The 20,661-nt window shown below is 47.8% G+C and carries 20 protein-coding genes; 1 reads left to right on the top strand and 19 read right to left on the bottom strand.

The annotated features are described in order from the left end of the window. Positions 1 to 12: 12 nt before the first annotated feature. From smc to HT574_RS02875, 12 genes are all read right to left on the bottom strand, one after another. Positions 13 to 3,576, bottom strand: a complete 3,564-nt coding sequence (gene smc, locus HT574_RS02930) for a chromosome segregation protein SMC (RefSeq protein WP_175243398.1) — start codon at positions 3,574 to 3,576, stop codon at positions 13 to 15. An 81-nt stretch (positions 3,577 to 3,657) separates the two neighbouring features. Beyond that, positions 3,658 to 4,398: a ribonuclease III gene (gene rnc / locus HT574_RS02925; RefSeq protein ID WP_026078628.1), complete on the bottom strand. Its 741-nt coding sequence runs from the start codon at positions 4,396 to 4,398 to the stop codon at positions 3,658 to 3,660. Between the two features lie 131 nt (positions 4,399 to 4,529). Continuing rightward, positions 4,530 to 4,763, bottom strand: a complete 234-nt coding sequence (locus tag HT574_RS02920; protein WP_003251806.1) for an acyl carrier protein — start codon at positions 4,761 to 4,763, stop codon at positions 4,530 to 4,532. A gap of 64 nt (positions 4,764 to 4,827) precedes the next feature. Further along, positions 4,828 to 5,568 carry a 3-oxoacyl-[acyl-carrier-protein] reductase gene (gene fabG / locus HT574_RS02915; RefSeq protein WP_175243397.1) on the bottom strand — a complete coding sequence of 247 codons (741 nt, stop codon included), beginning with the start codon at positions 5,566 to 5,568 and terminating at the stop codon, positions 4,828 to 4,830. A 4-nt stretch (positions 5,569 to 5,572) separates the two neighbouring features. Next, positions 5,573 to 6,514, bottom strand: coding sequence for an ACP S-malonyltransferase (gene fabD / locus HT574_RS02910; protein ID WP_017437119.1), 942 nt, complete (start codon positions 6,512 to 6,514; stop codon positions 5,573 to 5,575). Between the two features lie 15 nt (positions 6,515 to 6,529). Continuing rightward, entirely contained in the window at positions 6,530 to 7,519 is a 990-nt protein-coding gene (plsX, locus tag HT574_RS02905) for a phosphate acyltransferase PlsX (RefSeq protein ID WP_175243396.1), read from the bottom strand. Beyond that, a complete protein-coding gene (gene fapR, locus HT574_RS02900; protein ID WP_017437121.1) occupies positions 7,503 to 8,099 on the bottom strand; it encodes a transcription factor FapR in 597 nt (198 codons plus the stop codon). The genes plsX and fapR overlap by 17 nt, the downstream gene beginning before the upstream one ends. Before the next feature lie 120 nt (positions 8,100 to 8,219). After that, positions 8,220 to 10,268 (bottom strand): ATP-dependent DNA helicase RecG, encoded by a 2,049-nt coding sequence (recG, locus tag HT574_RS02895; RefSeq protein ID WP_175243395.1) that lies wholly within the window; start codon positions 10,266 to 10,268, stop codon positions 8,220 to 8,222. A gap of 2 nt (positions 10,269 to 10,270) precedes the next feature. Continuing rightward, entirely contained in the window at positions 10,271 to 11,149 is an 879-nt protein-coding gene (sdaAA, locus tag HT574_RS02890; protein WP_175243394.1) for an L-serine ammonia-lyase, iron-sulfur-dependent, subunit alpha, read from the bottom strand. 32 nt (positions 11,150 to 11,181) lie between these two features. Beyond that, on the bottom strand, positions 11,182 to 11,844 hold the full coding sequence (gene sdaAB / locus HT574_RS02885) for an L-serine ammonia-lyase, iron-sulfur-dependent subunit beta (protein WP_017437124.1): 663 nt from the start codon (positions 11,842 to 11,844) through the stop codon (positions 11,182 to 11,184). Positions 11,845 to 11,908: 64 nt separating this feature from the next. Then, positions 11,909 to 13,585, bottom strand: coding sequence for a DAK2 domain-containing protein (locus HT574_RS02880; RefSeq protein WP_175243776.1), 1,677 nt, complete (start codon positions 13,583 to 13,585; stop codon positions 11,909 to 11,911). A gap of 17 nt (positions 13,586 to 13,602) precedes the next feature. Continuing rightward, positions 13,603 to 13,965, bottom strand: a complete 363-nt coding sequence (locus tag HT574_RS02875) for an Asp23/Gls24 family envelope stress response protein (protein WP_017437126.1) — start codon at positions 13,963 to 13,965, stop codon at positions 13,603 to 13,605. 238 nt (positions 13,966 to 14,203) lie between these two features. Between HT574_RS02875 and rpmB the strand changes: the two genes are divergently transcribed. Then, entirely contained in the window at positions 14,204 to 14,389 is a 186-nt protein-coding gene (gene rpmB / locus HT574_RS02870; RefSeq protein ID WP_015863405.1) for a 50S ribosomal protein L28, read from the top strand. 45 nt (positions 14,390 to 14,434) lie between these two features. Here the strand turns inward: rpmB and spoVM are convergent, their stop codons facing one another. The 7 genes from spoVM to rlmN form a co-directional block, all read right to left on the bottom strand. Continuing rightward, positions 14,435 to 14,515: a stage V sporulation protein SpoVM gene (spoVM, locus tag HT574_RS02865; protein ID WP_017437127.1), complete on the bottom strand. Its 81-nt coding sequence runs from the start codon at positions 14,513 to 14,515 to the stop codon at positions 14,435 to 14,437. 80 nt (positions 14,516 to 14,595) lie between these two features. After that, the gene (locus tag HT574_RS02860) at positions 14,596 to 15,246 is read right to left on the bottom strand and encodes a thiamine diphosphokinase (protein ID WP_175243393.1); all 651 of its coding nucleotides are present in this window, start codon (positions 15,244 to 15,246) and stop codon (positions 14,596 to 14,598) included. A gap of 44 nt (positions 15,247 to 15,290) precedes the next feature. Then, on the bottom strand, positions 15,291 to 15,953 hold the full coding sequence (gene rpe, locus HT574_RS02855; protein ID WP_017437129.1) for a ribulose-phosphate 3-epimerase: 663 nt from the start codon (positions 15,951 to 15,953) through the stop codon (positions 15,291 to 15,293). Continuing rightward, positions 15,950 to 16,837: a ribosome small subunit-dependent GTPase A gene (rsgA, locus tag HT574_RS02850; protein WP_175243392.1), complete on the bottom strand. Its 888-nt coding sequence runs from the start codon at positions 16,835 to 16,837 to the stop codon at positions 15,950 to 15,952. The genes rpe and rsgA overlap by 4 nt, the downstream gene beginning before the upstream one ends. A gap of 4 nt (positions 16,838 to 16,841) precedes the next feature. Continuing rightward, positions 16,842 to 18,803 carry a Stk1 family PASTA domain-containing Ser/Thr kinase gene (gene pknB, locus HT574_RS02845; protein WP_175243775.1) on the bottom strand — a complete coding sequence of 654 codons (1,962 nt, stop codon included), beginning with the start codon at positions 18,801 to 18,803 and terminating at the stop codon, positions 16,842 to 16,844. A 5-nt stretch (positions 18,804 to 18,808) separates the two neighbouring features. Continuing rightward, positions 18,809 to 19,558: a Stp1/IreP family PP2C-type Ser/Thr phosphatase gene (locus tag HT574_RS02840; protein ID WP_017437132.1), complete on the bottom strand. Its 750-nt coding sequence runs from the start codon at positions 19,556 to 19,558 to the stop codon at positions 18,809 to 18,811. Positions 19,559 to 19,562: 4 nt separating this feature from the next. Beyond that, on the bottom strand, positions 19,563 to 20,657 hold the full coding sequence (gene rlmN / locus HT574_RS02835) for a dual-specificity RNA methyltransferase RlmN (RefSeq protein ID WP_175243391.1): 1,095 nt from the start codon (positions 20,655 to 20,657) through the stop codon (positions 19,563 to 19,565). Positions 20,658 to 20,661: the final 4 nt, after the last annotated feature.

Genomic DNA, 20,661 nt, shown 5'->3' with positions numbered 1-20,661 from the left:
CATCCTTTCTTGTCATGACTTAACAAGTTGTTTCGAATCTTCCAAACGGACAGAAACGAGCTTCGACACGCCCGATTCCTGCATCGTCACCCCATACAGCACATCCGCCTCTTCCATCGTGCCTTTTCGATGGGTGATGACGATAAATTGCGTCTGGCTGCTAAACTGTTTTAAATATTGCGCATAGCGATACACGTTCGCCTCATCGAGCGCCGCTTCAACCTCATCGAGCACGCAGAACGGCACCGGGCGCACTTTTAAAATGGAAAACAATAAGGCGATAGCTGTCAGCGCCCGTTCCCCGCCGGAAAGCAGGCTTAAATGCTGCAGCTTTTTTCCCGGCGGCTGTGCGACAATATCAATGCCAGTCTCAAGCAAATTGTTTGGATCGGTCAGGCGCAAATCGGCATTGCCGCCGCCAAACAGCTGACAGAAGACGTCGCCAAAATGGGCGCGAATTTGTTCAAACGTCGATAAAAACCGTTTTTTCATCTCTTGGTCCATCTCGTCGATCACTTGATGGAGCGTTTCTTTTGCCTGCTGCAAATCGGCTTTTTGTTCGGTTAAAAACTGATAGCGCTCCGATACCCGTTCATATTCATCAATCGCGCCTAAATTTACCGTGCCGAGCTCTTCGATCGCCCGCTTGATTAATTTTACTCGTTTGCGCGCCTCTTGGACATCGACCGTCAATGGATAGGCTGCTTTCGCCGCTTCGAACGAAAGAGTATATTCTTCGCGAAGGCGGGATAATAAATTTTCCAGTTCGACATCGAGGCGGTTTAGCTTTACTTCCTCATCTTTCACGATATCGGCGAGCTGTTTATGCTGCCGCTTCTTTTCCTTCCATTCCCGCTCTAGATGTTCTAGCTGTGCTTGGTACTGAAGCCGCTGTTCGCGGCGGCTTGCGATGAGGTCGACCGTTTTTTGCTTATCCTCTAGCTTTTTGTTCCGCAATTCTTCTAACTCTTCTTCACTAGAATGGCTGGAATTCATCTCCTCTATTAAAACGGCATGTTCTTGTTTGGCCGTCTGCAGCTGCTTTTTCGTATCGGCAAGCTCATTGGCAAGCTGCTCTACTTTTTCTTGCGCGTTTTTCAACCGTTGCTGCGTTTCGGCAAGGGCGATTTTTTGCTCGGTCATCTCCGTCTGCAACGCTTCTTTTGATGTTTGTTCCGTTTGCTTTTTCGTTTGCAGCTTATTGATTTCTTCATCCATTTCCCGCAGTTTCTTTTCCAGATGGTCGAGCTGCTGTGCGATGGCGGCGAGCCGCTCTGTCATTTGTCTTGCTTCCTGCTCGTCATTTGCTTTTTCATGGTCATAAAGGGCGAGGCGTTCGTTCATATTTTTTTCCTGCAATTGCAGTTCGCGCAATTCGCCTTTTACTTCCTGAAGCGAAAAACGCTGCTCCTCTATTTGTTCACGGAGCGCAGCCAAATTCGTTTCTTCCTGTTGAATTTGTTTCTTTTTCGCTTGCACAAGTTGCTCGAGCTTCCCCGTTTTTTCTTCCATTTCTCGCAGTTTCGCTGCAATCGTCTCCAGCTCGCGATTTCGGCTTAACAGCGAATTCGCTTTTTTCGCAATGCCGCCGCCAGTCATCGCGCCGCCAGGACTGACGACATCGCCATCAAGCGTGACAAGACGATAGCGATAGTGAAGCAGGCGAGCCAATTCATTCGCTCCTTTTAAGTCGGTTGTGATGATGACATTCCCAAGCAAATTAGCGATGGCAGAATGGTAGATGTTTTCATAATGAATCAGCTCGCTGGCGATTCCGACAAATGCCGGATGGCCTTTTATCAAGGCAAGCTGTTCGGCGGGAATCGTTTTCGCCTGTATGACATTCATCGGCAAAAAAGTCGCACGGCCGTACGCATTGGTTTTTAAATAGTGAATGGCCTTGCGCGCCACTTCTTCATTTTCGACGACAATATGCTGCATCGCGCCGCCGAGCGCAATTTCGATCGCTGTTTCATAGCGGTCGGGAACTTGAATCAGCTCCACAACTGCACCATGAACGCCCGAAAACTGCGCACGCGCTTTTAACACTTCTTTTACCCCTTGGAAAAATCCCGCGTAGTCTTGCTGCATTTCCTCAAGCAGTTCTTTGCGCGATTTCGTCTGCTGCAAATATTGGTATGCTTGGTAAAGCATCGCTTCTTTCTTTTCCAAATCTGTTTTCAGCACAGAAACTTCCTCTGTTTTTTGCCGCAACAGCGCTTCCGCCTGCTCGAGCGTTTTCTCAAGCTGTACCCGTTTTTCGTCTAACGCTGCATATTGTTGCCGCAGCTTTTGGCGTTCCTCCAAATATTTGTGGTTTGCTTCCGCAAGCGCTGCTTGTTTGGCCTGCAGCTTTTCTAGCAATGTTTGCAGATGGGCGCGCTCGTTTTTTAAGGTAGCTTGTTCATGGACTAATTCAATATAATCGCTTTTTAATTGTTCAATTTTTTCTTCAATATTCACATCATAGGCCGAAAGGGAGGCTTGCTTTTCCTTTAATTCGGCTTGCAGCGTGGCCACCGCCGTTTGCAGCTCGGCAAGCTGCGTTTGTTCACGGCTTAATACTTGTTCGATGCGCTCTTTTTTCTCGGCAAGGGAGGCAATCGCCTCTTCGAGCTGTCTCTGATATTGGGCCGCATTTTTCTTGCGTTCCTTTAATACTTCTTTCTTTCCTTCGAGTTTTTCTAATTCTTCGCTCGCGACAAGCAGCACTTGCTGCAGCCCGTCAATCGATTCATCGAGCGCGGTAATGTGATCGCGGAGCTGTTCGATGTCCGCTTCCGCTTTTTGCAGCGTGCTAGAGAGCTCGATTTCTTCGTTTTGATGCTGCTCAAGCTGCTGTTTTAGCGATGTCCACTGCTCATAAAGCTGTTCAATGTCATGCACCATCAGTGCGACTTCAAACCGCTCCAGCTCATCGCGCTTTTCCAAATAGTCTTTCGCGATCGATGCCTGCATTTTCAACGGCTCTAGCTGTTGCTCAAGCTCGTGTAAAATGTCGCTGACACGATGCAAGTTTTCCTGTGTTTCAGCAAGCTTTGCTTCTGCCTTTTTCTTGCGGATTTTATACTTTAGCACGCCGGCTGCCTCTTCGAAAATCGTGCGCCGTTCTTCCGGCTTGCTGCTTAAAATTTCCTCGACGCGACCTTGGCCGATAATCGAAAACGCTTCTTTTCCAAGTCCGGAATCCATCAATAAATCGACAATATCTTTTAAACGGCAAGGCTGCTTATTAATAAAAAATTCGCTTTCCCCTGAGCGATACACCCGGCGCGTAATGCTTACTTCTTGATAATCAAGCGGCAGAAACTGGTCTTCATTATCAAGGGTAATCGTTACTTCCGCGACATTAAGCGGTTTGCGGGAATCGCTGCCGGCAAAAATAATATCTTCCATCTTCGCCCCGCGCAATGATTTTGCGGACTGCTCGCCGAGCACCCAGCGGATCGCATCGGTAATGTTGCTTTTTCCGCTCCCGTTTGGACCGACAACCGCCGTCACTCCGGGAACAAATTCGATCGATACGCGGTCGGCAAACGATTTAAATCCAATAATATCTAAACGTTTGAGGAACATTCATACCACGCCTCACAATCTTTCCTATGTTGTGCGATAAATAGCCGCAAAAAGGGCTGACTATTTTTAAGAGCCAACCCTTTATTGTTTCTCCAGTGTTCTTAATGTTTCGAGCGCCATCTGCGCCGCATGCTGCTCCGCTTCTTTTTTCGACTTGCCAACGCCGATGCCAAGCTCTTTTCCGTTTAGCGAAACGCGCGAAACAAATTCTTTATTATGCGCTGGACCTTTTTCCTCTAAAATCGTATATTCCAGCACACCGATACCATCGCGCTGCACAAGCTCCTGCAATTGGCTTTTAAAATCCATCACATGAGAAAAAGCACCTTCATCAACTTTTGGGAAAATCGTTTGTCCCAAAAATTGGACGACCGCATCCATTCCTTGATCTAAATAGAGCGCGCCGATAAACGCCTCGAATACATCTGCTAACAGCGCCGGTCTCGTCCGTCCGCCTGTCAGTTCTTCTCCTTTTCCTAGCAGGACGAGCTCGCCGAACGACAAAGCGTTGGCAAACTTGACAAGCGAAGGCTCGCAAACAATCGCGGCCCGCAACTTCGTTAATTCCCCTTCGCTCATATGCGGAAACTTTTTAAACAAATATTGCGAAACGGTAAGCTCTAGCACCGCATCGCCCAAAAATTCGAGCCGTTCGTTGTCTTCCTGCAGCCGTCTCCGATGCTCATTCACATACGATGAATGAGTAAAAGCCTGAATGAGAAGCTTTTCGTTCGTAAAAAAAATGCCGATTTTTTCCTGCAGTTCTTTAAATTTCGCTCTTCTTTTTTCATGAATGCGCTCTTTATCTTTTTGTTTTGACATATAGAATTGCCCTCCGACTTCATTCGACGCAAAAATCAATCGTATACTTCTTTATTATATCCGTTCATCCGTGCGTTACACAGATAAAAAGCAGAGAAAGCCCCGTTTGGGCAACGGGACTTTTCTAGATATTACATGTGGCTTTTTATGTAGTTCACAGCGTCTCCTACTGTGACAATTTTTTCCGCCTCTTCATCGGAAATTTCCATATTAAATTCATCTTCTAATTCCATTACGAGTTCAACGATATCTAGGGAGTCAGCGCCAAGATCATCTTTGAAAGAAGCATCCAGCGTTACTTGCGATTCTTCGACACCTAGACGGTCTACGATGATTTTCGTTACGCGTTCTAATACGTCTGCCATTCGATTCACCTCCCTTCATGATTATAGTAGATTCGGTTAGAAAATACTAGCGGCTATTTGAAATTTACATCACCATTCCGCCGTCGACATGAAGCGTTTGTCCAGTCATGTAGCTGGCTGCGTCCGATACAAGAAAGGCTACGACTTTGGCGACGTCTTCCGGCTCGCCGAAGCGGGCGAGCGGAATTTGTTTTAACATGTCCGCTTTTAATTCGTCGCTAAGACTGTCGGTCATATCCGTCGTGATGAACCCTGGGGCGACGGCATTAACCGTAATGTTGCGGCTGGCGAGTTCCCGAGCCGCCGTTTTCGTCAATCCGATGACCCCTGCTTTAGCGGCGACATAGTTTGCTTGTCCCGGATTGCCGCTAATGCCGACGATGGAGGCGATGTTGACGATGCGGCCATAGCGTTGTTTCATCATCGGCCGCGTCACCGCCTTTATGCAATGAAATACCCCTTTTAAGTTCGTATTAATCACCTGATCCCATTCTTCCTCTTTCATGCGCATCAATAAATTATCGCGGGTAATGCCGGCATTGTTCACTAAAATATCGATGCGGCCAAACTGCTCTAGCACCGTTTTTACCATGCGCTCGACAGCTTCGGCGCTGGAAACGTCCGCTTGGATCGCCACCGCTTCTTGGCCCATCTTTTTGATTTCTTCGACCACTTCATTCGCTTTTGCTTCGCTGCCGGCGTAATTGACGGCTACTGTTGCCCCTTGGTGGGCAAGTTCGAGCGCAATCGCCCGACCGATGCCGCGCGACGCTCCCGTGACAAGCGCTACTTTCTTTTGCAACATTCTTTTATTCTCCTTTCACTGCCGCAACGGTTAATTCCAGTGTTTCTAGATCATTGACAGCGTGCACGCGCACGTTGCGGTCAATTTTTTTCACCAGCCCGGATAGCACCTTCCCTGGGCCGATTTCAATAAACGTATCCACTCCTAAAGCGATCATCGTTTGCACTGATTCTTCCCAGCGCACTGGGGAATATAACTGCTCAATTAATAGGCGCGAAATCTCTTCTTTTTTCACAACCGGCTTCGCAGTCACGTTGGCGATGACCGGAATTTTTGCATCGTGGGTAGCAATATCGTTTAGCACTTCTTGCAATTTGCCGGCCGCCGGTTTCATTAAGGACGAATGAAACGGTCCGCTTACCTCGAGCGGAATCACCCGTTTGGCGCCGCGCTCTTTCGCCAGCTGACCAGCTTTTTCCACGCCTGCTTTCGAACCGGAGATAACGATCTGACCCGGGCAGTTTAAATTGGCCAACTGTACTGGGTCGCCTTGCGCTGATACTTCATTTGTCACCGCTTCAAGCGCCGCGGCGTCCATTCCTAATACGGCCGCCATCGTTCCTTCGCCGGCTGGCACCGCTTCTTCCATAAACTCGCCGCGTTTTCGCACCGCATATACCGCATCAGCAAACGAAAGCGCACCTGCCGCCACCAGTGCTGTATATTCTCCTAAACTATGACCGGCAACATAATCGGCTGTAATCCCTGCCTCTTTTACTTTTTCAAGCAGGGCGATGCTTGTCGTCAATAAAGCCGGCTGGGCGTTGTACGTTAACGTCAGCGTCTCCTGCGGACCTTCGAAAATAAGCGAGGAAAGCGAAAAGCCTAAACGTTCATCAGCGGCTTGAAACAGAGCCCGCGCATTGGCATCACTTTCGGCAATATCTTTTCCCATGCCTACCGTCTGCGATCCTTGTCCCGGAAAAATAAAAGCGATTTTCCCCATACGTTTTCCCTTCCTTTACGAACGATTTTGTTCGAGCGACTCTTTGATGGTAGCGATGATGTCGTTGGCCACCATTTCCCGCGCCTGGCGTACCGCGTGAAAGATCGCGTTGGCATCAGACGAACCGTGCGCTTTAATCACCGGAGCGTTTAAGCCAAACAGCGCCGCTCCGCCATATTCGGAATAATCCATCATCTTTTTTAATTCAACGAGCCTCGGCTTTAACACGGCTGCCGCTAATTTGCTTGATAAACTGCTTGTCATCGCCTGCTTTAACATCGAAAATACAGACATCGCCGTACCTTCGATCGTTTTGAGCGCGACATTGCCGGTAAACCCGTCGGTGACGACGACATCAGCAACACCTTGCAATAAATCGCGCGCTTCGACGTTGCCGATAAAATGAAGGTTCGTTTCTTTTAGGAGCTGAAACGCGCGTTTGGCGACATCGTTTCCTTTTTGATCTTCTGTTCCCACGTTTAACAAGCCAATGCGCGGACGGGAGATGCCTCTTATTTTTTGGGCGTACACATGTCCCATTAACGCATACTGCAATATATGTTCCGGACGGGCATCGACGTTGGCGCCGACATCTAAAAATAAAAATCCTTCGCCGCCGACGGTCGGAAGCGTCGGCGCCAGCGCCGGCCGGTCAATTCCGGCGATCCGTCCGACGACAAACAGTCCGGCCGCCATTAATGCCCCCGTATTGCCAGCCGAGATGCACGCGTCGGCTCGTCCTTCTTTCACTTCTTGCGCCATCAGCACCATCGACGCGTTCTTCTTTCTTCTCACCGCCCGCACCGGTTCATCGGTCGCCTCAATCACTTCATCGGTGTGAATGATTGTAATTCGTTCTTCCTTCGTAAGGTGCGAGCGAATTTGTGCTTCATCGCCAAACAGCGTAATATGTACATCGGTAAAATGCTGCACCGCTTTCATTGCCCCGAGCACAATTTCTTTCGGAGCGTGGTCTCCTCCCATTGCATCAATCGCGATCTTCATAGCTGTCTCCATCCTTTTTCTCATTGTTGGACCGATACATTTCAAATGTTCCGGAAAAAACAAGCTCCTGTCCGACATAGCTGTTGACTTCAACAATCGTCCGGCCGTTAGCCTTTTTCCCAACCACTTTTGCTTTTGCAACCACCCGTTCGTTTTCTTTTACTTGTCTTGTAAAACGGATGTTTGCTTTGGCCGTCAAGGCAAGCTCATCGTTGATGACGGCAACGGCAAGGGAATTCGCTTGGGCAAACAAATGGTGGCCGCGCGCAATGCGGTTGCGCCTAAACACATGTTCCGCTTTCACATCGAAAATGGAAATCGCGCTATGATCCGGCTCGATATCGATAATTTCGCCGATCACTTCTTCAATCGGCAACGCCCTTACTTTATCGGCCAGCGACTGCTCGGCAACATGCTTGATCCGCTCACGCAGCTCCGGTATCGACAGCTCCAGCCGGTCTAGGCGGATCGTCTGGACGCTGACTGAAAATTTTTCCGCTAATTCTTCATCAGTAATAAACGGATTTTCACGAATCGTCTCTTGCAAAAGCCGTTGTCGCTCTCGTTTGCTTTTTCTCATCTATATTTACACCGTCCAGTTTTATGACTAGGTACTAAAAGTAATATATAATATCAAAAAAAAGAATGCAAGCAAAAAAGCGGTCTGCCGCATAAAAGACAGACCGCGTATCTTTTTCTATCAATCTAATTTTTCGCCGTCCAATACGCCTGACTCTTGCAAATAAAGGCGCAGGCATTGATACGGCTCATCGTGCCAAAACGCTTTCGATTCAATCAGTTTCGCCGCATCGTTGCGGGCGACTTCTAAAATGCGATAATCATGCACGATATCCCCAAATTGAAATTCCGGCATGCCGCTTTGTTTGGTGCCGAAAAAATCGCCTGGACCGCGCAGCTCTAAATCTTTCTCCGATAGCACAAATCCGTCCGTCGTTTCCGTCATGATGCGCATACGTTCTTTTCCGACTTCCGATTTCGGATCGGCGATTAAAATGCAATACGACTGCTCGTCGCCGCGGCCGACCCGGCCCCGCAATTGGTGGAGCTGCGCCAGGCCAAACCGTTCGGCATCATAAATGACCATCACGGTGGCGTTCGGCACGTTGACCCCTACTTCGACGACCGTAGTGGAAACTAGCACTTGCACGCGGTTTTCGCTAAACGCCTTCATCACTGCTTCTTTTTCTTCCGCAGAAAGCCGCCCGTGCATCAGCCCGATGTTGTATTTTCCTCTGTAATAATGCGTAAGCATGCTATGGACGTCAATCGCATTTTGCACATCCAACTTTTCCGATTCTTCAATCAGCGGACAAATGACATAAGCCTGCCTTCCCTTTTGAATTTCCTTTTCGATAAAATCAAGCACCCGCTCGAACATATGATGTTTGACCCAATACGTCTGCACCTTTTTTCTTCCTGCCGGCATTTCATCAATCACCGACACATCCATTTCTCCAAACGCAGTGATGGCGAGGGTGCGCGGAATCGGAGTAGCTGTCATCATCAATACATCTGGCGACTGCCCCTTTTCGCGCAAAATGCGGCGCTGTTCCACACCGAAGCGATGCTGTTCATCCGTAATGACTAAACCAAGTCTCTTAAAATTCACTTCTTCTTGAATGAGTGCATGGGTGCCGATCATAATATCAATGTCGCCGGCGGCTAGCTGCTCTAAAATTTCTCTTCGTTTCTTTCCTTTCACCGAACTCGTTAAGAGCGCAACCGTGACGTCGGTGGCAGCAAACAACTGCTGCAGCGAGCGGGCGTGCTGTTCCGCCAAAATTTCCGTAGGCACCATCAGCGCTCCTTGGTAGCCGGAAAGAACAGTGGCGTATAAGGCGACGGCCGCTACGACCGTTTTCCCTGAACCGACATCCCCTTGAAGCAGACGATTCATGCGGTATGGCGAGCGCATATCGGCGAGTATTTCTGCGATGACGCGCCGCTGTGCATTCGTTAGCGAAAATGGCAGCTGCCCTATAAAAGCGTCCAGCTTCTTTTTGGAAAACGAATGGGTGATTCCTTGCGAATATTCGCGTGCTACTTTGCGCAGCGCATGAATTTTTAATTGAAACAGCAAAAATTCTTCATATACCAACCGCCGCCTTGCCTGTCTCAACTCTTCATGAGAACGCGGGAAGTGGATGGCGCGAATCGCTTCTTGCTTCGAAATGAGCCGGTAGGCGCGCCTTATAGAGAGCGGAAGCGGGTCAACGATCGACGCGCCGTATTGCGTAAGCGCCAGCTTGATGAAACGCCGCATTCCTTTCACCGTAAGCGAGCCGCGCACAGAGTAAACGGGCTCTATTTCTTTTGCTTGCGGGAGCGGACCGAACTTTATTTCATAAGCGGTAATCGTTTGGCGGTGCTGATCCCACTTGCCGATGACCGTTATCGTATCGCCCATCGCGATTTTTTCTTTTAAATAAGGACGGTTGAAACAAACGACCGTGATTAAATACCTTCCAGCAAGAAGACGAAAAGCCAGGCGCGATTTTTTTTTCGTATAATACGTAAGAGAAGGCTCGCTATGAACCTTCCCTTCGACTGTTACTTTTTCATCATGTTTGACCTCTGCCAAATCTTTTCGTTCATAATCTTCATAACGATACGGAGCATGCATGAGCAGTTGCTCGATCGTCGTAATTCCCATTTCCTCGAGCGCCGCACCTGTCTCTTCGCCAATTCCTTTAATCGCTGTTACAGGCTGTTGCAACTCACGATTCACTGTTATTTCGCGGAAACGCCGAAAATTTTCGCCGCTAAAGCGCGGCCTGTCGGCGTTGCTGCTAACCCCCCTTGTGCAGTTTCCTTTAATGCAGTCGGCATCGTTTCGCCGATTCGGTACATCGCTTCAATTACTTCGTCGCACGGAATGCGGCTTTTAATGCCGGCAAGGGCCATATCGGCCGCCACCATCGCATTTGCCGCTCCCATGGCGTTTCGCTTCACACATGGTACTTCCACCAAGCCAGCGACAGGGTCACATACTAATCCTAACATATTCTTTAAGGCAATCGCCATCGCTTCTGCCGCCTGGCTCGGCGTTCCGCCGGCCAGTTCAACGAGCGCGGCCGCCGCCATTCCCGCAGCGGAACCGACTTCCGCCTGACAGCCTCCGGCAGCGCCGGAAATCGAAGCGTTATTAGCCACTACATAGCCGAACGCGCCAGCGGTAAACAAAAATTCGATCATTTCCTCACGCGTCGGTTTTAATTTCTCTTTTACGGCAAAAAGTGTGCCAGGAACAACTCCGGCCGACCCCGCCGTCGGTGTCGCGCAAATGACCCCCATCGCCGCGTTCACTTCGTTCGTAGCCATCGCTTTGCTGACGGCATCTAAAATCGTTTCTCCCGATAAAAAGTTTCCTTGGCTAATATATTGTCGCAATAATACCGAATTTCCGCCGGTCAGCCCCGACCGCGAAACGACGCCGGCTAATCCTTTTTCCACCGCCTGCTCCATTACTTGTAAGTTTTTATCCATTTGTGCAAAAATGTCCTCGCGGCTTCTTCCCGTCACCTCGATTTCTTGGCGAATCATCACCTCGGCAATTTTAATGTTTTGGCTTTCCGCCAATTCCACCAGTTCTGCCACATTGCGAAACATCCGATGTCCTCCTTTTTTTGCAAACGCTTTCGTTAGTCGACAAGCTTTGTTACTTGAATAATATGCGGCAATGTTTCTAGCTCGCTGATTACATGTTCGTCAAGCGGTTGGTCAACCTCGATCGTCATCAGCGCCTCTTTTCCTTTTTCTTTCCGCGACACTTCCATATGTCCGATATTAATCGCATATTTTGCCAGCACGTTGGCTACCGCGGCGATCGTTCCGTACCGGTCATTATGCATAATCAAAAGTGCCGGGTGATGGCCCGATAATTTCAGTTCAAATCCATTGAGTTCGGTAATTTCAATTTTTCCGCCGCCGATCGAAATGCCGACAAGCTCTAGTTCTCCCTGTTCATCCCCAATCTGCACCCGTGCGGTGTTTGGGTGATTCGGAATTGCATCTTCTTCGTGAAAAACAACTTCCATTCCTTCTTCTTTAGCAATTTCAAGTGAACGCGGAATTCGTTCATCAAATGTATCGAAATCAAGGAGGCCGCCGACAATGGCGACATCCGTCCCATGTCCTTTATACGTTTGCGCAAACGAGCCATAAAACGAAATATGCGCCCACTTTGGTTTTCTGCCAAATAAACTGCGCGCCACCCGCCCGATGCGCGCTGCTCCCGCTGTATGGGAGCTCGACGGCCCGATCATAACCGGTCCAATAATATCGAAAACGCTTTTATATTTCATGTTTCTCTACTCCTTCGCTTCACAATAAAATAGAAGGGAGAACCCCTTCTATTATTCTAACATATTATTCAACGGAAAAGATAAACGGATATAGCGGCTGTTTTCCGGCGTGCACTTCCACTTCTACATCCGGATACGCTCCCTCAATATAGGAAACGATCGCTTCCACTTCCTCTTCCGCCGCATCTTCCCCATAGATTATCGTAACGATTTCGCTTTCTTCATCGATTAACGCATCAAGCAATTGCTTCGTTACGGAAAGCTTGTCTTTTTCTGCGACAATAATTTTATTGTCCGCCAACCCCATGTAATCGTCTTTTTCAATTTCTACTCCGTCGATGGTGGTATCGCGTATGGCAAACGTTACTTGCCCTGTTTTTACGCGCGCTAAAGCAGCGGTCATCGCTTTTTGATTTTGCTCTTCGGAAAGTGATGGATTAAACGCCAGCAGTGCCGCCATGCCTTGCGGAATGGTTTTCGACGGAATGACGATCACTTTTTGGCTGACGACCGTCGCTGCTTGCTCTGCTGTCATAATAATGTTTTTATTATTTGGCAGCACAAATACAATTTCCGCGTTGATGCTTTCAATGGCTTTTACGATCTCCTCCGTGCTTGGGTTCATCGTTTGCCCGCCTTCAATGACGGCGTGAGCGCCGATGCTTTTAAACAACTCGGCAACGCCGGATCCCATTGCGATGGTCACAATTCCGTATTTTTCTGTCTGTTTCATCTTTTCTATACTGGAAGCGGTCTGGCGGTCTTGGTTTATAATATTGGCGTGCTGCTGACGCATATTTTCAATTTTGATGTTAATTAAACTGCCGTATTGCTGTCCGTATGTCAATACTTCCCCAGGCTGTTCGGAATGGATGTGGACTTTAACAAGCTCATCATCTGCTATGACGAGCAATGAATCGCCGAATCGGCTTAAATCTTGGCGAAAGGCGTCTTCCGAGAACGGATGTTTCTGCAGTTTATCCGGCTCAAACCGCACCATAAATTCCGTGCAGTAGCCAAACTCAATTTCATCGGTATGAATATGGCTTTGCGCGCTTTTATGATGTTCTGCTTTCACTAATTCTTCCATGGAAACTTCCGCCGGTTTCTGTTTAGCAACGTTTTCTCCTTTTAGTCCGCCCAAAAACCCTTCATAGACGTAAACGAGGCCTTGGCCGCCACTGTCAACAACGCCGACCTCTTTTAATACCGGCAGCAACTCCGGCGTGCGCCGCAAAGACGCTTTCGCTTCCTTCACGACTTCCTCCATGACAACAGCAATATCTCGTTCTTTTTTTGCCACTTCGACCGCCCGTCTTGCTGCATCTTTCGCCACGGTCAAAATCGTTCCTTCAACCGGCTTCATCACCGCCTTATAAGCCGTATTGACACCTGCTTCAAGCGCCGCAGCGAATTCGACGCTGTTAATTTCCTTTTTCGTTTCCACCGCTTTGGCGAACCCGCGGAACAATTGCGATAAAATGACGCCCGAGTTTCCACGAGCGCCCATCAGCAATCCTTTCGCCAGCGCGCCTGCGACTTTGCCTATATGGTCGGAAAGATTATTTTTTACCTCCTTCGCACCGGAAGTCATCGACAAGTTCATATTTGTGCCCGTATCACCGTCTGGAACTGGAAAGACGTTCAGCGCGTCGACGGCCTTTGCATTATTCGATAAATGCGCCGCTCCTTGAAAAACCATTTCGGCAAAACGTCTTCCATCAAGTGCCGTAATTATCACCAACTAACTCCTCCTTACTACGGATTCGTCACCCGAACCCCTTGAACGTAAATATTGATCGATTGGACAGAAAGACCCAACGTTTGATCAAGCGTATATTTTACTTTTGTTTGCACATTATGGGCCACCTCTGAAATTTTCGTGCCATAGCTGACAATAATATACATGTCGATATGTACTTCGCCGTTTTCCTCGCGGACGATTACACCTTTGGAAAAGTTTTCTCTCCGTAAAATTTCCGAAATTCCATCTCTAATTTGGTTTTTCGACGCCATCCCAACAATTCCATAGCAATCGACCGCAGCACCGCCGGCTATCATCGCAATGACATCATTGGATATTTCAATTCGTCCGTATTTCGTTTGCAATTCGATGGACATGCTCGTTCCCCCTTTGCAATAGTTCGCATAGCTATCAACATTGTACTATAATGCTTTCCGTTTTAAAAGTTCCCCCATCGCCCACTAGTATTATTTAGCCGAAAATAATATTATATGTCAAGGATATTTTCTTGAAAGAGAAAAAGGCATCTATTGCAATCTAATCGTTTGTATGATAAATTATAATAGTGTTTTTAGACGCACAATGGAAAGCAGGACGAGTAAGGAGGGAAAAAAGATGGCAAAATGCTTTGTAACGGGAAAGAAAAAATCTTTCGGCAATTCGCGTTCTCATGCGATGAATGCAAATAAACGCACATGGAAAGTCAACTTGCAAAAAGTTCGTATTTTAGTCGACGGAAAACCGAAACGTGTTTGGGTTTCTGCGCGCGCATTAAAATCGGGAAAAGTACAACGCGTGTAATAAATCCCTTAAAACAAAAAAGCACCAAAGAATGGTGCTTTTTTCTTATCCTTTTTTAAAAGCGTTTAACATGGCACGCACAATCCCGCCGAGAAATTTCGGCAGTTTAATCGTATAAAATTTCATTCCGATTCCCTCCTCACAGCCGTCGTAACGAACTTTCCCTCACTCTTTATTAAGTATATTCTTCAGGCTGCAAATCGTACCTACAAGCAGCGGTGAAAATCGCTGCTTCTTATCATCATTAATATGCCTTCAGAAAAGGAAAAAGTACCGGAAGATTGGATAAGTTCATTACTAATACATAATGTCGAACCGCGAAAAATATGACAATTTGTTAGCGGATATTTAAATCCGGTTAACGTCAAACCCTTAATATCGTGGGAAATCGGAATGTAAGAAACGTAGCGATACCGTTCGTCATAAGAAACGGTGTACGTGCCGGGAAGATGGACGGTCAGCACATTTTGCCGGTCAATGATTTCAATGTCTCGATTGGCATATTTGATCAGCAATTGCACATTGCCAAATAAATGGTCAAGCCTGCCGCCGGTCGCTCCGAAGATCCGGATTTGATCCGCTCCTTGCTCGACCGCCCATTCAAGAGCGATTTCCATATCGGTTTTATCTTTTTCCGCCGGCCATATATCCATATCGTTCAATGTTTTTTGCAGCGATGCAATTTCTTCCTCGGTCAACGAGTCAAAGTCGCCAAACGCTTTGACAGGCCGGATGCCTGCCTCAAGCAGCGTCTTTGTCCCGCGGTCCACCCCCAGCCATCGCACCTGCTTGCCGTCATATTGATGCAGAGAAGGAAGCTGTTCGCTTGGCCCGCCGCCGACAATGTGAATCCACATATATTTCTCTCCCCTCCTTCAACAGAAAGAAAAGCAGAAGGCGTCTACCCTTCCGCTTTATATGACCCGCGAAGCGCGCGGATCGCCGCAGCGCGGTCCTGTTCGTTATAAATGGCCGATCCGGCCACAAGAACATTCGCTCCCGCTTCTACGCACAGGCGCGCCGTTTCTGCATTAATCCCGCCGTCTACTTCAATTTCCACCGATAAGTTCCGCTCTTTTATAAACTCTGCTACTTGGCGAATTTTCGGCAATACGGATGGAATAAACTTCTGTCCGCCAAATCCGGGATTGACGGTCATCAGTAACACTAAATCCACATCCGCGATAATATGTTGAATCATTTCCACCGGCGTGTGCGGATTTAACACGACCCCCGCTTTGACTCCATGTTCTTTAATGAGATGGATCGTTCGATGCAAATGTGGGCACGCCTCTACATGAACGGATAAGTAGTCGGCTCCTGCTTTGGCAAAAGCAGGGATGTAGCGATCTGGCTGCTCGATCATTAAATGAACGTCAAGCGGCAATTTCGTAACCGGGCGTATCGCCTCGACAACAAGCGGGCCGATCGTGATATTCGGAACAAAATGGCCGTCCATCACATCAACATGAATATAATCGGCTCCGCCTTGTTCGACATCGCGGATTTCCTCTCCCAAATAAGCAAAATTCGCAGATAAAATGGATGGTGCAATTTTGATCATCGTTCATACCTCGGCTTTCGCTCTTTCATTTCTTCAACAAAACTTAGATAATTCTCGTACCGGTAAGAAGGGATTTCTCCCGCTTCCACCGCCTCTCTTACAGCGCATTTCGGCTCGGCGACATGCAGGCAGCCGCGAAATTTGCATTTGTCGCTGCGCTCGCGAAACTCTGGAAAATAAAGCGGCAGTTCCTCGATTTCGATATCATCGAGCTCGAGTGCACTAAAGCCGGGCGTATCGGCGATAAGGCCGCCGCCAATTTCCAACAGTTCGACATGGCGGGTCGTATGCTTGCCGCGCCCTAAATGTGTGGAAATATCGTTTGTTTTTAATTGCAAATCAGGACGAAGCGCATTTAGCAGCGACGATTTGCCAACGCCGGATTGCCCGGCAACCACAGAAATTCGTCCTTCCAAATAGGAAAGCAGCCGCTCTATCCCTTCCTTGGTGACGGTAGAAGTTTCAATAACGTCATAGCCTATGCGCTGATAATCACGGACATATTGTTCGATCGACTGCTTTGTTTGGCTATCCATTAAATCAATTTTATTTACAACAATAATTGGTGCAATTTGCTTCGATTCAACAAGAACGAGAAAACGATCAAGGAGTTTCGGACTAAAATCCGGTTCCACGGCGGAAAACACTAAAATTGCCTGCTCGACATTGGCGATCGGCGGACGGATGAGCGTGTTTTTCCGCTCGCATATTTCCAAAATATACCCCTCGCTCTCGCCCGTCGCCTGAAAGACAACATAATCGCCGACAAGAGGGGTGATTTTCTGTTTGCGAAATACCCCCCTGCCTCGACATTGAAACACTTTCCCTTCTGACAATACATAATAAAATCCGCTTAATGCCTTAATAATCTTTCCTTCTGCCATAGCCTCACTCCTTTGCGCGATCGTCTGGATATGGAATCGTCCCCTCGTCTGTGACGACATTGTTGACGATGACGCGATAGTATGCCGTCTCCTTATACGGAATTTTAAATTCTACCGTTTCCGTAACCGGCTTCGTTAAACGGTACGTTTTATACGGCATTGTCATATTGCGATTCGCATCTTGAATATACAACTGTGCTTCCACCACCTGCCCCGCTTCTGCGGGCTCATACGGAATGACAATATCTTTGATCACCGTTTTTGTCGGAAGCGGCTCTTTGCCGCGGGAAATCACAACCGCAATCGTGTCCCCTTTCTCGACTTTTTCATTCGCTGCCGGCGTCTGCGAAATCACAAGCCCTTCCGGCACTTTGTCGGAATATTCGTATTTTACCTCCACCTGCAGCTGTTGATCTTCCGCGTAGTCGCGTACGCTTTTTTCCGTATATCCTGTCAAATCTTTTAACACAATTTGTTCCGGACCTAGACTGACGGTAAAAATGACTTCTGTTTCATCAGGCACTACTTTGTCCCCAGCATACGGGAATTGATCGATAATCGTGCCAGATGGTTTATCGCTATAACGTTCATTGCGCTTAATGTTCGTAAAACCTTCGTTGCGCAACTGCTCTTCGGCTGTATCGATATCTTCGTCGATAAAGTTGCCAAATTCGATTTTCTTTTTGCCGATGCTTTTATAAATGATCACCCCTGAGCCTTGCTTGACGGTCATGCCCGCTTCCGGTTTCGTACGTACAACCTTTCCTTCTTCTATTTTATTATCCTCAACATCAATCGTATCTTTAATCTCTAACCCTAACGATGACAACTGCTCGACCGCTTCATCGTAATCTTTGTTGACGACGTTCGGCATCGTCACTTCTTTTGGAAAAACCAGATCTGGAATCCACGTAACTGCACTCACTCCAGCCGCCGCGAGAAATAAAAAGACAACCGTAAACCAGACGATCCACTTCCGTTTTGTTTTCGGCTTTTCCGCTTCTGGCTTTTCTTCCTTTTTTTCTTCGTACACGATCGTTTCCGTCTCAAGCCCGGCACTAACGGGGGCGTCTCTCATAATCGGAATCGCTTTCGTTGTTTCCTCATCATCAGCAGGAATGGTGAATTTCTCCTCATTCGCCCGTTCCGGATCTAAAGCGGTGCGGATATCTTCATTCATTTCCCGTGCCGAACGGTAGCGATAAAACGGATCTTTCGCCGTCGCTTTTAAAATAATATTCTCGACGCTTTGCGGAATGCTAGGGTTCCAGGCTTTAGGGGAGGGCGTTTCCGCCTGCAAATGTTTAAGCACAATCGACACGGCGGACTCTCCAGAGAATGGAAGCCGGCCAGTGACAAGCTCAAACATGACAATGCCGAGAGAATAGATGTCCGATTTTTCCGTTGTCACTCCGCCGCGCGCTTGTTCCGGGGACAAATAATGAACCGAGCCAAGCACGGAATTCGTTTGCGTAATGGTTGTCGAACTAAGGGCCACGGCAATACCGAAGTCGGTTACTTTCACATCGCCGTTTTCATCAATCAAAATATTTTGCGGCTTAATATCGCGATGAATAACACCATTTTCATGAGCATGGGCAATCGCAGAAGTCAATTGCTCCATAATATGAAGCGCTTTTGGAACTGGCAAAGGGGCGTGCTGATGAATATACTGCTTTAATGTACACCCGCGCACATACTCCATAACAATGTAATAAACACCCTCATCTTCGCCGACATCATAAATGGAGACGATGTTTTCATGATTCAAGCTTGTTGCCGCTTGCGCTTCGCGGCGGAACCGTTTAATAAACTGTTCATCATTGGCAAAATCAAAGCGCAATACCTTTACAGCGACATCCCGCTCCAATATCATATCTCTGGCCAAATAGACGTTGGCCATGCCGCCGCCGCCGATTAAGCTAATAATTTTATAGCGATCGTTTAATCGTTTGCCGATGAGCACACGGATCACCTACTTTCACGTTCCAATGAAAAATCGATAATCACCAGCGTAATATTATCTTCTCCTCCCCGTTCATTAGCTAGATCAATTAACGCCTGTGCTTTATGCTCGAGCGGGTCGCCGGAATTTAAAATATGTAGCATCATTTGCTCGGAAACTTTGTTTGATAAACCGTCCGAACACAACAGCAGCATATCATGCTCATCGATGCTGACCGTTTTGACATCCAGCTTCACGTCTCTTTCCGTGCCAAGCGCGCGCAACAACACATTTTTCCGCGGATGGTGCTCTGCATCCTCCTTGGAAATTTGCCCTGTTTTTACCAATTCATTAACAAGTGAATGGTCTTCAGTAATTTGTTGAAACCCATTTTTATTGAAAAGATAGCAGCGGCTGTCGCCAATATGACCGACGGTAACAAATTGATCTGTACAGATCGCGCTGACAATCGTCGTTCCCATCCCTTGGCATTCTTCATGCTGCAAGGAGTGTTCAAACAAAATGCGGTTGACTGCCGCCACATGATCTTTCAGCCATTGTTCGGCGGCAGCAGGCGATGAAATATGTTCGGACTGCTCCCATTGTTGTTTTAAATACGAAATCGTCATTTCGCTTGCAACGTCGCCAGCGAGATGCCCCCCCATTCCATCGGCAACAACCGCTAAATAATGACCATCTTTATTTTGAAAAACACCGCCGCTGTCTTCATTGTGAGCACGAATTTTACCAATATCGGTTTGAAAAACGGCTCTCATTCTTTCACCTCGTCTCTTCTTTTCGCTCCTTCGCGCGAAGCTGCCCACATGCCGCGTCGATGTCATGTCCTTGTTCGCGACGAATAGTCACATTAATTCCATGTTTTTTTAACGCCCGTTCAAAAGCAAAAATTTGATCGCGCGGCGTGCGCACATAATTCCGCTCTGGTACGTAATTCACCGGAATCAGGTTGACGTGGCACTTTAATCCTTTAATCAGCTCCGCGAGCTGCTCGGCGTGTTCAATTTGGTCATTGACCCCGCCAAACAGTCCGTATTCAAACGTAACGCGGCGCCCCGTTTTTTCAATGTAATAGCGGACCGCCTCCATCAGCTTCGGCAGCGGATACGCCTTGTTGATCGGCATGAGCTTCGTGCGCAGCTCAGTCGTCGGGGCGTGCAATGAAATGGCAAAATTGACTTGCATTCCTTCCTCGGCAAATTGATAAATTTTCGGGATAATTCCGCTCGTTGACACGGTGATATGGCGGGCGCCAATATTCAACCCTTTTGAATGGTTAACGATTTTCAAAAACTTAATCAGTTCATCATAGTTGTCAAACGGCTCGCCGATTCCCATTACGACGATGCTGCTTACCCGCTCGCCGTGCTCATCGAGCGCTTTTTGCACTTGGACGACTTGCGCCACAATTTCTCCCGCTTCTAAATGGCGCTTCAATCCGCCGAGCGTTGAAGCGCAAAACGTGCAGCCAATGCGGCAGCCGACTTGTGTCGTCACACAAATCGAATTTCCGTAATGATGACGCATGAGCACCGTCTCGATCGAATACCCGTCGTGCAGTTCAAACAAAAACTTGATCGTGCCGTCTTTCGAAGTTTGTTTCACAATCGTTTTTAATGTCGTGATGGCAAAATGCTCGCCTAATTGTTCACGCAGCGCTTTTGGCAAGTTCGTCATTTCCGAGAAATCGGTTACTCGTTTTTGGTAGAGCCATTCATATATTTGCGTCGCGCGAAACGGCTTTTCGCCGCGCTCAACAAGCCAATTTTTCAGCTCCTCTAACGTCAGCGAATAAATCGATGGCAAATGCGGCGTTGTTTCCTTTTGTTTGTGTACGGTCGTCTTTATTGTTTCCAATGGA

The sequence above is a fragment of the Parageobacillus sp. VR-IP genome (genome assembly GCF_013357975.1).
GTDB lineage: Bacteria > Bacillota > Bacilli > Bacillales > Anoxybacillaceae > Saccharococcus > Saccharococcus caldoxylosilyticus.
Note: the sequence above shows the minus strand (reverse complement) of the source record. Positions and strands in the feature narration are given on the sequence as shown.